At 51.4% G+C, this 14,412-nt stretch carries 17 protein-coding genes; 6 read left to right on the forward strand and 11 right to left on the reverse strand.

Annotation, left to right across the window (positions count from 1 at the left end; translation table 11 throughout):
- The first annotated feature begins 356 nt into the window (after nucleotides 1–356).
- Both A1332_RS13795 and A1332_RS13800 read left to right on the forward strand, forming a co-directional pair.
- Complete coding sequence (locus A1332_RS13795) at nucleotides 357–1,043, forward strand: hypothetical protein (protein ID WP_157204015.1); 687 nt, start codon at nucleotides 357–359, stop codon at nucleotides 1,041–1,043.
- Between the two features lie 314 nt (nucleotides 1,044–1,357).
- Nucleotides 1,358–1,864 (forward strand): glutathione peroxidase, encoded by a 507-nt coding sequence (locus tag A1332_RS13800; protein WP_064009072.1) that lies wholly within the window; start codon nucleotides 1,358–1,360, stop codon nucleotides 1,862–1,864.
- Here the strand turns inward: A1332_RS13800 and A1332_RS13805 are convergent.
- The 5 genes from A1332_RS13805 to A1332_RS13825 form a co-directional block, all read right to left on the reverse strand.
- Nucleotides 1,854–3,029: a flagella assembly protein FlgT middle domain-containing protein gene (locus tag A1332_RS13805; protein WP_064009073.1), complete on the reverse strand. Its 1,176-nt coding sequence runs from the start codon at nucleotides 3,027–3,029 to the stop codon at nucleotides 1,854–1,856. The genes A1332_RS13800 and A1332_RS13805 overlap by 11 nt on opposite strands.
- Entirely contained in the window at nucleotides 3,019–3,705 is a 687-nt protein-coding gene (locus A1332_RS13810; RefSeq protein WP_064009074.1) for a hypothetical protein, read from the reverse strand. Before A1332_RS13810 ends, A1332_RS13805 begins: the two co-directional genes overlap by 11 nt.
- 113 nt (nucleotides 3,706–3,818) lie before the next feature.
- A complete protein-coding gene (gene rsfS, locus A1332_RS13815; RefSeq protein WP_026601961.1) occupies nucleotides 3,819–4,160 on the reverse strand; it encodes a ribosome silencing factor in 342 nt (113 codons plus the stop codon).
- Nucleotides 4,161–4,802 (reverse strand): nicotinate-nucleotide adenylyltransferase, encoded by a 642-nt coding sequence (gene nadD, locus A1332_RS13820; protein ID WP_064009075.1) that lies wholly within the window; start codon nucleotides 4,800–4,802, stop codon nucleotides 4,161–4,163.
- On the reverse strand, nucleotides 4,802–6,091 hold the full coding sequence (locus A1332_RS13825) for a glutamate-5-semialdehyde dehydrogenase (protein ID WP_419865995.1): 1,290 nt from the start codon (nucleotides 6,089–6,091) through the stop codon (nucleotides 4,802–4,804). Before A1332_RS13825 ends, nadD begins: the two co-directional genes overlap by 1 nt.
- A gap of 196 nt (nucleotides 6,092–6,287) precedes the next feature.
- On the opposite strand from A1332_RS13825, the gene A1332_RS13830 reads away from it, so the two are divergent.
- Together A1332_RS13830 and A1332_RS13835 are read left to right on the forward strand one after the other, a co-directional pair.
- On the forward strand, nucleotides 6,288–7,400 hold the full coding sequence (locus tag A1332_RS13830) for an NADH:flavin oxidoreductase/NADH oxidase (protein ID WP_064009076.1): 1,113 nt from the start codon (nucleotides 6,288–6,290) through the stop codon (nucleotides 7,398–7,400).
- A gap of 194 nt (nucleotides 7,401–7,594) precedes the next feature.
- Nucleotides 7,595–8,812 carry an MFS transporter gene (locus A1332_RS13835; protein ID WP_064009077.1) on the forward strand — a complete coding sequence of 406 codons (1,218 nt, stop codon included), beginning with the start codon at nucleotides 7,595–7,597 and terminating at the stop codon, nucleotides 8,810–8,812.
- 555 nt (nucleotides 8,813–9,367) lie between these two features.
- Here A1332_RS13835 and A1332_RS13840 read toward each other — a convergent pair.
- Nucleotides 9,368–9,904, reverse strand: coding sequence for an SRPBCC domain-containing protein (locus A1332_RS13840; protein ID WP_197491464.1), 537 nt, complete (start codon nucleotides 9,902–9,904; stop codon nucleotides 9,368–9,370).
- Between the two features lie 158 nt (nucleotides 9,905–10,062).
- Complete coding sequence (locus A1332_RS13845; protein WP_064009079.1) at nucleotides 10,063–10,686, reverse strand: tyrosine-type recombinase/integrase; 624 nt, start codon at nucleotides 10,684–10,686, stop codon at nucleotides 10,063–10,065.
- Nucleotides 10,687–10,776: 90 nt separating this feature from the next.
- Between A1332_RS13845 and A1332_RS24830 the strand changes: the two genes are divergently transcribed.
- On the forward strand, nucleotides 10,777–10,857 hold the full coding sequence (locus A1332_RS24830; protein ID WP_231890299.1) for a type II toxin-antitoxin system RelE/ParE family toxin: 81 nt from the start codon (nucleotides 10,777–10,779) through the stop codon (nucleotides 10,855–10,857).
- A gap of 17 nt (nucleotides 10,858–10,874) precedes the next feature.
- On the forward strand, nucleotides 10,875–11,072 hold the full coding sequence (locus A1332_RS13850) for a hypothetical protein (protein WP_231890298.1): 198 nt from the start codon (nucleotides 10,875–10,877) through the stop codon (nucleotides 11,070–11,072).
- Between the two features lie 318 nt (nucleotides 11,073–11,390).
- Here A1332_RS13850 and A1332_RS13855 read toward each other — a convergent pair whose 3' ends face one another.
- From A1332_RS13855 to A1332_RS13870, 4 genes are all read right to left on the reverse strand, one after another.
- A complete protein-coding gene (locus tag A1332_RS13855) occupies nucleotides 11,391–11,600 on the reverse strand; it encodes a hypothetical protein (protein ID WP_157204016.1) in 210 nt (69 codons plus the stop codon).
- Nucleotides 11,601–11,634: 34 nt separating this feature from the next.
- Nucleotides 11,635–12,177, reverse strand: coding sequence for a hypothetical protein (locus tag A1332_RS13860; RefSeq protein ID WP_064009081.1), 543 nt, complete (start codon nucleotides 12,175–12,177; stop codon nucleotides 11,635–11,637).
- 73 nt (nucleotides 12,178–12,250) lie between these two features.
- On the reverse strand, nucleotides 12,251–13,693 hold the full coding sequence (nhaD, locus tag A1332_RS13865; RefSeq protein ID WP_064009082.1) for a sodium:proton antiporter NhaD: 1,443 nt from the start codon (nucleotides 13,691–13,693) through the stop codon (nucleotides 12,251–12,253).
- Between the two features lie 120 nt (nucleotides 13,694–13,813).
- Entirely contained in the window at nucleotides 13,814–14,365 is a 552-nt protein-coding gene (locus tag A1332_RS13870) for a MarR family winged helix-turn-helix transcriptional regulator (RefSeq protein ID WP_064009083.1), read from the reverse strand.
- Between the last annotated feature and the right edge of the window lie 47 nt (nucleotides 14,366–14,412).

Genomic DNA, 14,412 nt, shown 5'->3' on the forward strand with positions numbered 1-14,412 from the left:
CCAGATTTAGTTATAACTCGAAAAATACGCTTTACCCTGTCATAAAATTTTAACAATTTCCTGCCACTAGCTTCATCCGACAATCCATCATTTTGATTGTAAAAAAAGCTGACAAGCGCAACACTCCAAGTGTTACTAAAGATTAACCCAGCACAACCTCGATTACCCAACCATCTCGCACCACTCGACGCATCAACTATTCCAACTAACTATGGTATAAAGCGCTGCGATTTAATCTTATCGCTACCATCGTTCTAAGGAATGTATGCACTGGAAGCTAAAAATCTGAAAAACCAATCGCGGGAGCTATGGGCATAACGCATTTGGACTAATAACTATATTGAGGGGGACAAGTCATGATAGAACTTCTAATAATCGTAGGACTGGCAGTAGTGGGTTGGCTGGTCTGGAAAGGCAAACTCAAACCAATTGGTAAGAAGCCAGAACACAAACAGCCGGCTCCGCAGCAAGCACCTTCCAGCGCCGCGAATACTTCTTCGCAATCCCATGCGCCATCGCCGACTGCTCCAGTAGCGCAACAACTCGAGACACCGGTAGCGGCCCCCATCCAAGCCCCTGAGCCGATTGCAGAACCAGCGCCGCAAGCACCAATCGTAGCAGCAGTTGCCGAAGAACCGAGAACGCCGGCGGCAGAAGCGCCGGCAATCAATCTACCCGAAGATTCGATATTAAAACGCCATTATCTGGCTGCATTGCAAGCGGAGAAAGAAGCCCTCAGCAATCCATATCCAACCGATTCCGTACTGCGCCGTCACTACGAAACTCTGCACAAAATCGCATCACCTCAGCACTCCAAAACTGTAAACGAATCCGAACCAAACCAGCCGCAAGTTGCGGCCCAGCCAGCAAGCGTTCCCGAAGCAAATCTGCCTGAAGATTCTTTAGTACAGACGCAAGACCTGGATCAATTGCGCCGCGAGATTGCAGCGGAATTGCCGGCACCGCCCACCGATTCGGTGTTGAAACGCCACTATGAAGGTCTGCTGCAAACCAAACTGCAACAACGGCTATCAGGACAATAGGCACTGGGCAATCGCCGAAGGTTTCAACAGCCGTCCATACAGCCAGGCAACTATGGGCCCGGTCGTCCCGAGAAAGAATGACTGAGGCCCCATATCTCCAAACTATATTGAAGTTCCTTCCGACAACCCCTACGCAAAAAAAAGTATTGTCACGCTATAGATTTTTGACAATCCGATGAACAACGGTAAGCTCGGTAAATATTTGTCTATGGATCTTGATCGGGATGCATGGACCTAAGAGGGGCTCATTGCAACTCGATGGACAGCGGGATGCAAGACAAGCGCAAGTAATTCCATAATGGACCAGCATCAGCATGAATGACATATACCAATTCTCGGCCACTAAAATTAACGGCGAAACCGTCGCTTTGGCAGATTACCGCGGCAAAGTGCTGCTAATCGTCAACACCGCCAGTCAGTGCGGCTTTACGCCGCAATACCGCGGCTTGGAAGCGTTGTACCAAACTTATAAAAGCCGGGGTTTGGTGGTTCTGGGATTTCCGTGTAATCAGTTCGGTCAGCAGGAACCCGGCGACAGCCAAGAAATAGCCAGTTTTTGCGAATTAAATTATGGCGTGAGTTTCCCGATGTTCGAAAAAATCGATGTCAACGGTAACAACGCGCATCCGCTCTTCGAGTATTTGAAAACCGCCGCACCGGGCATCTTCGGCTTTAATGCAATTAAATGGAATTTCAGCAAATTTCTGGTAGGGCGCGACGGCAAGGTTTTTAAACGCTACGCGCCGATAGACACGCCGGCAGGCATCAGCAAGGACATCGAGCGTTTGCTTGGCTTGAGCGACGCGCCCGTTAAGGCGTAGCGAAACTTTTCACCCAGTCACCGGGCCTTACCGCGCCGCTGACAGCCGTTGAATCGAGAGTACCCGCCGCAGTCGTCGCACTAACGTCGGTTATCGTCAAAATACCCTGCGATTCCCCCAAACCGGCTCCCGCCACACCGCCGGCGGACGCGGAATATATCATCAGCCTGTCGCCGATTTTGATTTTATCCTGGGCGCCGGCTGCAATCACAATCCTATTATTACCGGCCTGAATGACGCGGGTGGTAAAAGGATAGCAGCCGAATAGTTTGTGAATATCTTCGCTGGCTTCCTGAATAATTTCGCTGATGGCGTGACCGGCCGATGTCGAGTTGAAGCGGTCGCTACCTACCGTGTAGCCGCTCGGCAGCGAGACGTCGCCAAGGATGGAATCGGTATAACGGTGTTGAAACAGCAAGGCGCCGCTAAAACCATCGTAAACATATACATCAATCCCGACACTGCGGCGGGCCACGAAATCCCTGACCATGGATTTTAGATCCGCCAGCGGGCCGCTACCGCGCACATATTCCGTGGACTCCACCCGAAAATCGCGGATCACGCCGGACAATACAAACTGCGCGTTCTGCTGCTTGGCGATATTCAGAATTACCGATTCAGCGGTGCCCTCCGCAAAGCGAATCTCCGGCGCCATATCCGGGCGACTGTACAAAGAGGTATTGGTTAGATTGCGGCCGATAAAATCGCCGGTTTCCATCAACTGATTATTAATTTCTCTGGGAATGCCGCTGTATAAATCCTGGCTTTCGGTCCCACTGATTTGATCGGCATTCATGATTGGAAAGCCGGTGGCGACGATTTTCTTCCTGTAAGGCGAGCCACAGCGCTGCTTATCGGACAACACGGCCAGCACTTGCACATGGTAAAGATCAGCATCCTGCCACTCGTCGACCACCTTAATATCGCTGACCAGCAGCGCCGAATTATTGTTACGTTTTAATTGTAGGGAGGCGTTACTCACTGCGTCGTCGATAGCGGCGCGGCGAGCTGCTTCGACACCTCCGCCGACAATTGGCGCACTGCCTTGCACGCTAACCTGCTGACCGGACGCGGCAACGCCATTCTCATCGCCGCGCCGCTTGCCGCTGCTGCATGCAGCCAGCAAAGCGATCAGTACCACTGTTAGCAAGTTTCTATAAGGCACTATAAAATCCGTTGATCAACAAATACTGAAATATCGTTCGCAAACCGGTATTGGCAATCCATTCCACATCATAAAGGCCGGCTTCCAGCAAGGTATCGTCCACGACGTTAGGCTTTTTGGAAAAGCCTGACACATAATATTGATCGCTACAATCGCGTGATCCGCAGGCCAGATTGGCCGAAGTCACCGTTGCCGTTTTATAGCCCAAACGCGTAAACGCCAGTTTGTTATCCTCCTGTAAACACTGCCCCGCCAGAACAGTATCACCAGACATACACTGGTAAAAACGCGGGCTAAGATGCAATTCCAGAGTCGTTTTTAAACTGTCTCTAACAGTCCGATAATCGGCAGCGCGCGCTTCGCGTAAGTAACTATCCAGGTAAACCCTATACACCTCGTCGCGCATCACTTGAGCGCCGACGGTAGTTTGATTGCCCAGCTTTTCTTGATACAGCAAATCCGCCAAGCCGCGATAGGCATCGAGTTTGGCGGCTTGTTGCGCCTGTAACCAGCGCTGATTGACAGCCAGCTTACCGCTATCGTCAAAACGGCTATAACCAGTAGCACGCAGGGTTTTCCCGGCGGATGATACGTCAGCATGCTTATCGCCCACCGCTGCACAACCGTTTAAGACTAACGCCATCACCACCCAGCAAATCGTATAAAACGTTTTCATGACCCCTCCTCCTGCTCGCCTAAGTCATCGACTACTTAGGCTTTTTCTTGAGGGCGGATGACAAATTCTGCCCTTGGTCCGCACGAAATTTCTTTCGGCAAGTCGCGGGAAAATTAGCTATGCGTCTTGTCGCCCGCCACTGACCAAAGTTTTTCCAGCTGATACAGTTCGCGGGCCTGACCGGTCATCACATGCACGATCACATCGCCCAAATCCAACAAAATCCAGTCCGAGCTTTGATCGCCTTCCAACCCCAGCGGTTGCTGCCCCTGCTCCTTGACCTTTTCCATCACATAATCGCACAGCGACTTGGCATGACGGGACGAGGTGCCGGTGGCGATGACCATGTAATCGGTAATACTGGTTTTGCCGCGCACATCGATAGTCTTGATGTTAAGCCCTTTGCGGTCGTCGAGCTCGGTTTCGACCAGCTTGAGTAATGCTTCTGTTTGCATTCAATTTCCTGTGTGATGAATGGAGGGTTGATATAAGTGATGCCGCCGAATCAATTCGATGACCCGGTCCGGCAGTAAAAATTGTGGATCGCGTCCGGTAGCCACCAGTTCACGGATGGCGGTGGCGGAAATCGCCAGCGCAGTGACTTCTTGGAAAGTTAAAAGCCCGGCCGTCTGCCGGCTTAATTGTGCTCGGTCCTCGACGATTCGCTGCTGTAGAAACGCCGATAACGCCAATCCTGCATAACCGGGCCGGGTCATCACCACGATGTGTGCATAATCAAACAAACGCTGCCATTGATGCCAGCGCTCCAAACCGGCAAAGGCATCGGCGCCGATAAACAGCAGCAAAGGCGTATTGCCTATTTCGGCACGCAAGGAATGTAGCGTATCCACCATATAAGACGGCCCCGCCCTATCCAACTCACGTCGATCAACGTTAAAGCCGTGTGTGTCGGCAACGGCGGCTTCCAACATTTGCAGACGCAAGTGCGCCGGCACGTCGGGTTCGTCGCGATGCGCCGGCACACGGCAGGGAATCAAACGCAGCCGCTCCAACTCGAACAGCTCTTTCACTTCCAACGCGGTGCGCAGATGGCCGTAATGGACCGGATTAAACGTGCCGCCGTAAACCCCAATCATTATTGGCGAATATGCCCGTCGCCCAACACGATGAATTTCAACGACGTTAAACCATGCAATCCCACCGGACCGCGCGCGTGCAGCTTGTCGGTGCTAATCCCGATCTCGGCGCCCAACCCGTATTCAAAGCCGTCGGCAAACCGGGTGGAAGCGTTGACCATCACCGAGCTGGAATCCACCTCGCGTAAAAAGCGCCGCGCCAGGGTGTAATCCTCGGTGACGATGGCCTCGGTATGCGCGGAGCTGTAATGATTGATATGTGCTATCGCTTCGTCTATATCGGCAACAATCTTGATAGCCAAAATCGGCGCCAGATATTCGGTATGCCAATCTTCTTCCGTAGCGCGCACGGCGTTTTTGATCAAGGAGCAGGTTTTTAAACAACCGCGTAGTTCCACGTTTTTTGCCGTGTATTGTTCGGCCAGAATCGGCAACACAGTGGCGGCAATGCTTTCCGCCACCAACAAAGTTTCCATAGCATTGCAGACGCCGTAGCGATGGGTTTTCGCATTCATCGCAATGGCTACGGCTTTGTCGATGTCGGCCTTGCCATCAATATAAACATGGCAAATGCCGTCCAGATGCTTGATTACCGGAATGGTGGACTCACCGCTGATGCGTTCGATCAGACTTTTGCCGCCGCGCGGCACGATCACGTCGACATAGTCTCTCATGGTAATCAGCTCGCCGACCGCTGCCCGATCGGTGGTTTCCACCACTTGCACCGCTTGTTGCGGCAATCCCGCCTCAGCCAAACCGCTGGCGATGCAGACCGCGATCGCGCGATTGGAATGAATCGACTCGGAACCGCCGCGCAAGATACAGGCGTTGCCAGACTTCAAGCACAAAGCCGCCGCATCGACAGTGACGTTGGGCCGCGACTCATAAATGATGCCGATCACGCCCAAGGGCACCCGCATCTGTCCCACCTGAATACCGCTGGGCTGATAGTTAAGGTTAGTAATTTCCCCGACCGGATCGGGTAACGCGGCCACTTGCTTCAGACCTTCTATCATCGCCTGAATGCGAGCCGGCGTCAGCTCCAGACGGTCCAACGACGCTGGATCCATGCCGTTTTGTTTACCGGCTTCCAAGTCTTTGCGATTTTCGCTGGCAATTTCGGCACTGCCGGCGGCAATCGCCTCGGCAATTTTCAACAAAGCATTATTTTTCCGCCCGCTCTCGGCCTTGCTGATCTCGCGGCCGGCCGCTCTGGCCTGTTGCCCCAATTGCTGCATGTACTGTTTAACGTCCACAATTATCGACCCGATGAATTGGAAAACCGGCATTATAGCAAGCTGGGCCTGCTTACAACGAATACGGCAAATTCAGCAGCCTTTCCTGTCCGAAAGGTCGAATAAATTCGACCCTACATGACAGGCTTAAATGCGGTTGCAACGACAGATCTTCCAATTGCCAAGCCAGAACCGAGCTCGTAGACTGCACGACTGTATTTAAGGCAAACTTTAATCAAAGGTACCCGACATGAGTCAGCTTTTTTCGCCATATTCCATCGGCTCGGTTACCCTGCCCAACCGTATCGTCATTGCGCCGATGTGTCAGTATTCGGCGGTCAACGGCGAAGCCAGTGATTGGCACCTGATGCATCTAGGAAATTTGGCGATGTCTGGCGCCGGACTGTTGATTATTGAAGCCACCGCAGTGGAACCGGAAGGCCGCATCTCACCTGCGGATCTCGGCCTCTGGTCGGACGCCACCGAAGCTGCGCTAGCGCGCGTTTTAAGCGCGGTGCGTAAATATTCGCGCATACCAATAGCGATTCAACTGGCGCACGCCGGCCGTAAGGCTTCCACCGCCGCACCCTGGGACGGCGGCGGTCTGGTCGATAGCGAACAGGGCGGCTGGCACACTGTTGCCCCATCGGCTTTGGCCTTTATGCCGGACGACCCGGCGCCGACCGCGCTCGATACAACCGGTTTGCAACGCATCTTGCAGGCTTTCGTGTCCGCCGCACAGCGTGCGCATAATCTGGGCCTCGATGCCATCGAGATACACGCCGCTCACGGTTATTTGCTGCACGAATTTCTCTCGCCCTTATCGAATCAGCGCGACGATGAATACGGCGGCTCGCTGGAAAACCGCATGCGTTTCCCACTGGCGGTATTCGAGGCGATGCGCGCCGCAGTACCCGCCAAGATGCCAATCGGTATCCGGATTTCCGCGACCGACTGGGTGGACGGCGGCTGGGACTTAGCGCAAAGCGTGATTTTTGCTGAAGCCTTGCAAGCGCGCGGCTGCGCATTTATCCATGTCTCCAGCGGCGGTCTGTCGCCATTGCAAAAAATCCCGGTCGGCCCTAATTACCAAGTCCCGCTGGCGGCTAGCATCCGCGCCGAAACCGGTCTGCCCACCATTGCCGTCGGCTTGATAACAGAAGCTGAAGATGCCGAGGCCATCATCGCGAATGGCCAGGCTGATATGGTCGGTTTGGCGCGCGGCATTCTGTACGATCCGCGCTGGCCTTGGCATGCCGCCGCCAAGCTCGGTGGGCAAGTAGACGCACCGCCGCAATACTGGCGCTGCCAGCCACGCGAACAAAAGGCTTTATTTGGCGACATTCGCTTTCGTCAGCGCTAAGCTATCCCAGACTATTAGGCCGTGATCAATCAGCCAGTTATAGTCATCACACTTCAAAGTTCGCTTTTTTGATTCACTCAATCCTGCCCTCTCCCGGAGGGCGAGAGAGCAGATGCACCGAAATTTGAAGTGGGGAAGGTATAGTAAAATCGACCATACAGCTGGAGCCGGCTGTATTTCAACACTGGACATTCATGCGTTTTTTAGGCACTTCAAACCCCGCTTTTCTAAAACTGTTAACGTTTCGCGTACTGATCGTGCTGGCCTATCAAATCGTGGCGATTGTGGTGGGTTGGCATATCTACGAACTGACGCACGACCCGCTGGCCTTGGGCCTGATAGGCCTGGCCGAAGTGATTCCGTATTTTTGCAGCGCGCTGTTCGCCGGTTACGCCGTCGATCATTACTCACGGCGCTGGTTTGCGATTTCGGCCTGCATGCTGTTATGTCTGAATGCCCTGACCCTAACCGCCATCGCGGCGCAATGGATTCCCGACAATCCCTTATTATTGATGTACGGCTCCATAGCCGTCACCGGCGTGGCACGGGCCTTTATCGGCCCATCGTATAGCGCACTGTTCGCCCTGGTTTTGCAACGCGAACAGTATGCGCGGGCAGCTGGCCTCGGGAGCTCGGTGTTTCAGTTCGCTCTGGTAGCCGGCCCGGCACTGGGCGGGATTCTGGTCGGCTGGGCCGGCAAGACTGTCGCTTACGGCGTATCCGGTGGCTTATGCGTACTGGCCGCGTTGGCTTTGCTGTCTTTGCGTATCAAGGAACCGCCAGCGGCGGAAAGCGCACCGATTTTTACCAGTATTGCCGAAGGTTTGCGCTTTGTATTCAACAACCAGATCATCCTGGGTGCGCAGTCGCTGGATATGTTTGCCGTGTTGTTCGGCGGTGCGGTCGCCATGTTGCCGGCGTTCATTCACGACATATTTCATTACGGTCCGGAAGGCCTGGGGATTTTACGCGCCGCACCCGCCGTCGGCGCGGTCATGACCGGCTTATTCCTGGCCAGGTATCCGCTTAATAAGCACGCCGGACGCTGGTTATTGATTGCCGTAGCAGGCTTTGGCCTGTGCATGATCGGCTTTGCGCTTTCGACGAATTTTTGGGTAGCTGGCCTGGCCTTACTTTTGTCTGGAATTTGCGACGGGGTATCGGTGGTGATGCGCACTACCATCATGCAATTGGCCACACCGGATGCCATGCGCGGCCGAGTAGCAGCCATCAACGGCATCTTTATCGGCTCTTCCAACGAACTGGGCGCTTTCGAGTCGGGGGTTGCGGCACGCTTACTGGGCTTGGTGCCGTCAGTATTGTTTGGCGGCGGCATGACTCTGCTGGTAGTGGCGGTTACGGCTAAATTGGCGCCTAAACTACGCAGACTGGAGCTTGATCAGCTCCAGTAATCTTCGTTTCACAAACCAAAAACAGCGGTTTTATTCAGACTTTTTTCCGCGCATCAAGAAAAAACCCGCGCCGATAGTCGCGGCCACCAAAACCAACATTAAGATCGGATGCTGATAAAACATGTCGAAAAACGCTCCGGTGCTTTGCGACGTACCTCTGTAATACGGCCCCATACTGCCCCCACATAATCAATTAAATACCAGTTTTCAGCCTGAACGGCTAAATCAGTTTTTGAATTTACCTTGGAAATCGGCATTGTCCAATTTCGCTGACTACATTCCTTCTTACTTCAAAAAACACTGTATTCGTAGATTGAACGAAGTATCGTTGCTTTCTCCCCAACTGACCTCAACTACAAACAACCACCTGATAAGGCAGTTTTAAATCAGCCACCAGTTTGGGCGGATGTAAATAATTGATTTTAACCCCCTCATCCCAACCTTCTCTTTTAAGCCCTTGGGTACGGTGGTGGGAAAGAGATGTCTCAATTTTTTAGCGCCCCTATATTGAATTGGTCCTCTATCGGGTCGAACAAAATCCGTTTGGCTCGGGATCTAAGCGGGTTGAATAACTTCAGCCGTCAAGCGGTCCAGATTTTGTTCGTTGGAGGGTTCGACAATATGTCTAACGGTATTTGCCACCGAGGCATCAACAAACAATTGCTGCCAATGAACCAGAGTGCCTTCCGGCACGGGCTCCAGTGTAATACTTAGCGTGAAATGCGGTTGGCAAACGTGGCGGATAACAACCAGGCGGCCGGTCTCGATCTTCTCGAAGACGGATTCGTTTGGGTAAACCGTCCCGTCCGGACCGACCATATCGAAAACCCATTTACCACCGGGTTTAAACTCGAATTCTTCAAAACGATTGGAAAAGCCGCTTGGCCCCCACCATTTCACCAGCCGATTTGGATCTTTGATGGCGGCAAAGATTGCCGATGGTTCTGCGGATATATTCCGGGTGGTGGTGAAGGTGCTCATCTCTCTCTTTAAGATTTGTTTCTTGGAGTTCATTGGACGTTTCTTTTGAGATTGCAACCAAGCGAGTTCGGCCAAAACCTGCCGGTCGAGGTAACTATCTAATTTCAACAAATTAAGGCGTCCGACACCCTATTGAGTGTCCGGATTTAGGCGAGCAATTTGACACTATCACTGCCTCACCCAGACCAAAATCCACCCGCTTTACCCAAACCAAATGAATTTGTTGATTGGTAGCTGCCAAAAACAAACGACTGCTACCTTAGTGAGCGCTAAATTTCAGTCTGTTCTGAAATCTCAAGAGCATCATCAACCTCGATGCCGAGATACCTGACAGTGCTTTCCAGCTTAGTATGGCCCAACAATAACTGAACGGCCCTTAAATTTTTCGTCCGACGATAAATCAAAGTCGCCTTTGTACGACGCATGGTATGGGTTCCATAAGCTGCCGGGTCAAGACCAATTGATTTAACCCAGTGCTCAACTATTCGCGCATATTGTCGTGTGGAAAGGTGAGGTGACTGATGAATTCGACTGTTAAAAAGATAGTCATCAGATTTTAATTGCGCTTGTTTAATCCAGTTTGCCAAGGCATCTCTAGTTTGTTCCGTTATCTCAAATTGAACCGATCGATGCGTTTTCTGCTGCATGATCATTGCGCGTGATGACACCCGGCTACCTTGCGCCACATCGCAGACTTTAAGCTTGACCAAATCACAGCCTCGGAGCTTGCTATCAATGGCAAGATTGAATAACGCAAGCTCGCGTGTTTTTTTGGCCATCTGCAAACGGATACGAATGGCCCAAATTTCCTTTAATTTTAGTGGCGATTTCTGACCAATCAACTTGCCTTTATTCCAGGGTCCGGGTCGATTGCTTGTATTTTTCTGATTCATGACAAACTCCTAACGGTTGTTTAAGGAGATTTATTGTCATGCTATGGTCTTGATCGGGCGTAGACAATGCTGAAAATGACATTGTTGCCGATGATTTTGCTGCATGGCTTTATCAAGAAAAGCCAAAAAACACCAAAGCCAGAAATCGATTTGGCAAAACAGAGATTATAAGCATTACGAGGTAAGCAATGAACAGTCAACACGAAGAGAATCTTCATATTGGTAGTGATTTCGATGATTTCCTCAGCGAGGAAGCCATTCTTGACGAAGTCACAGCGGTAGCGACCAAGCGGATCATAGCTTGGCAAATATCAGAAGGTATGTCTACGCTCAAACTCAGCAAGACAGCGATGGCAAAAAATGCACACCAGCAGAGCTTCGCTTAATCGATTGTTGGATGAATAAGATACCAGTTTAACTTTGACAACTCTTGTGAGCGCGGCCACAGCGCTTGGTAAAAAGGTAAAAATAGAGTTGGAACCGGTGTGAATTTTGTGTGGAAATAGCCAATGATCTAGGCTTAAAACTGGCCAATTCCAGCCATTTAAACGAGAACAGGTTAGTTCTGGGGAAGAACGGCTGTTTGTTGAAACTCCGTTCGAAGTTATCGCAGATGATGGAGTATATTGGCCATAACAAAGCCGCGAGTGCTAAAGAATGTCTATCACAAACACTAAAATCATCTGAAGCTAACTCTAACCGATTTAAAACCATTTCCTAACCCAAAAGCGACGCCCCCAGTACAACAGCATGGGAAAAGCACCCCACCACAGGAAGTGTTCAAGCTGGCCGCCCGCTTCGCCGCCATACGGCACGGCAAAGAATGGGACGATAATGATCCATAACAACGACACAGCATATTCGATGCGATGTTTAGTGCTCAATGCACTGAACCAAGCCCTTAGCGTATTCATGATGTCCCCCAGCGACTTGAAAATGTGCTCAAAATCAATCGTCCTCATCCCGGAGCGATAAACCTCTTAATATCGCACCCACAATGATCACGACCGCAAGCGCAACGCATGCCCACATAAAAGGATTCACGTAGCCAATAATGATGGTACAGCCGATCAGGAAAAACCCGAGCAGGCTAAATTGCCAACCAATGTGATAGCCATCCAGCAGGGTGGATAAACCCAAAATCAATAAAATCACCAGGTCTGCGCTGAGGCCTTGCAGTTGGCCGGATTTATTCAATAAAGACGCGGCACCGACCACAATAATGGTATGCAGCCAATGCATCGCCTGCGCCTTGAGAATGTCGCCAAAATCAAGGTCTTTACGCTTGGTTTGCAACCAGGAAACGAACACGGATACCAAGCCAAACACAAACACCATCAACAGCCAGTAGCCGTAGCCATCATCGGGTGAAAAATCAGTAATGAAAATGCCTCCAAGCGACAACAGGATGAGCAGCACGAAAATCGCACCCTCTATCCCAAAGTGGCGTCTTCTTGGTGCGTCCTCGGCCATTATTTCATCGTCGTACATCGTTGTTTCCCTTTGTCTTGGTGGTGTGAAGGATGATTTAAGCTGTCGTTTGGGCTATTTGTCGTCCGCCGACTTAAAAAAGCGCGGCATTCATTAAAAAGTGAACGCCCACACTGCCTAAGTATCCGAGTGCAATAACCGGAGCCCATTTCAGATGGGTCATGAAGGTGTAGAGGCCTTTGGCTTGACCCATTAAGGCCACGCCAGCGGCAGACCCGACCGACAACAAACTGCCGCCAACCCCTGCTGTCAGAGTCACCAACAGCCATTGACCTTCAGACATCTCCGGACGCATCGCCAGGATTGCAAACATCACCGGGATGTTGTCGATCAGGGCTGAAATGACGCCGACCAGCACATTGGCTGGCGTGGCACCAAGTTCGTCATACAGAAACACGGATAAACGCTTTAGGTAGCCGAGAAAGTTCATCCCGCCCACGCACAACACTACGCCATAGAAAAACAGCAAGGTGTCCCACTCCATCCGCGCCAAATGGTGAAAAACGTCGAAGCGCAAACTATCCTCGCTGCCGGTATCCGGGGCTTCCTCGCCGGACATGGGATCGAGGCCCAACTCCGGTTCATCCCGGTGGGTAATATGCAGGAAATAGCCGAACAATTGCAGATAGGTCAGACCAGCCATCATGCCGACCGCTGCCGGCAGTTGCAGGCTATTCTGAAAGCCGACTGCCGTCAGGACCGTGAGCAGAAATAACACCACGATGCGCTTGGCGCCACGGCGGGTGACGACCTTTGCATGAATGGGCGCCGGCTGAGTTTTGGGAATGGCAAAATGCATGATCGCAGCGGGAATTAGAAAGTTGACCACCGAGGGCACGAACAACTTGAAGAAGGTCCAGAATTCGATGATGCCCTTTTGCCAGACCATCAAAGTGGTGATGTCGCCGAACGGACAAAACGCACCGCCAGCATTGGCGGCTACCACGGTATTGACACAGGATACGCCGACGAATTTGGGATTATCCTTGCCGACCGCCATCACCACCGCGCACATCAACATGGCGGTGGTCATGTTATTGGACACCGAGGAGATAAAGAACGCCAAAATCCCGGTCACCCAAAACAGCTGGCGGTAATTCAAACCCTGGTTTACCAACCAAGCCCGCAGACTATCGAATACCCGTCGCTCTTCCATGGCATTGATATAGGCAATGGAGACGATCAGAAATAGCAACAACTCCCCGTAGTCCAATACATCATGCCGAATCGCCGTTTCAGCAACCGACGATAGGCCTTGATCCTTATAAACTAGCGCAATCGCCACCCAAATCAACGCCGCTGCCAGCATCATCGGCTTGGATTTGCGTAATTCCAAAACTTCTTCGAGTACCACAAAGAGATAGGCGATCGTAAATATGCCTATACACAGGAAGCCGACCCAATGTCCGCTTAAATCCAGGGCTTGAGATAAGGTTTCAGCCAGCACGTTGGTTGAAAATAACATTAGTCCGGCACCTGCTAATGAGCCGAGCAAAACCTTGTTTAAATCTTTCATACAGTCTTCCATCTCGGTAGTACGGTGACCCGCTTTAGGGTCATCGTTCTCAATATCACTTCCCAAATTCATACTCCAGTAACAACGCTGTTGTTGTCTCTGTCGGGTTGGCCTAAACGTTCATTCTTTCCTTTTGCTGGACGGCGACTTTTTAGGTAGCGGATTAATAGGCTGCATCGCCGCTTCGTCATCCTTAATTTTCATTTCTTTAACAAGCAGATCAAGATTCTTGGCAAGAGACTTGAGAACGTTCTCCGGCAAGTCAAATAAAGCATGCTGCAAAATACCTTGTGGCGGCGACGGCACCTGGTTTAATAACTCAGAACCCTCCTGAGTCAACGTCAGTGTGACAACCCGCTGATCCTGGCTAATGCGCTCCCGCATGATTAATCCTTTCTTGGCCAGCTTATCGAGCATATTACTGGCGGTGGAATGATGAATCGACATCGCCTTGGCCAGCTCCGTGACTTTCAATCCCGGATTTTTTGATAATTCCCACAAGGCCCACAACTGTGCGCTGGTGACACCGCAATGCGTTTCAACCCATTGCGAATGTTGCTGAACGGCTTTAAAAATCAGCCGAAACTGTTTCAATACCTCATGCGACCACTGTTTGGACTCTTCTGTGTCAGAGGTCTTTAAGGATGTTTTATCTTTTGGGTTACGAATCATGTTCGGCAAAATTTTCGTTCAAAGACATTAGGGGCTGTTGCCGTTTT

It is taken from the genome of Methylomonas methanica (assembly GCF_001644035.1).
Taxonomy (GTDB): domain Bacteria; phylum Pseudomonadota; class Gammaproteobacteria; order Methylococcales; family Methylomonadaceae; genus Methylomonas; species Methylomonas methanica_A.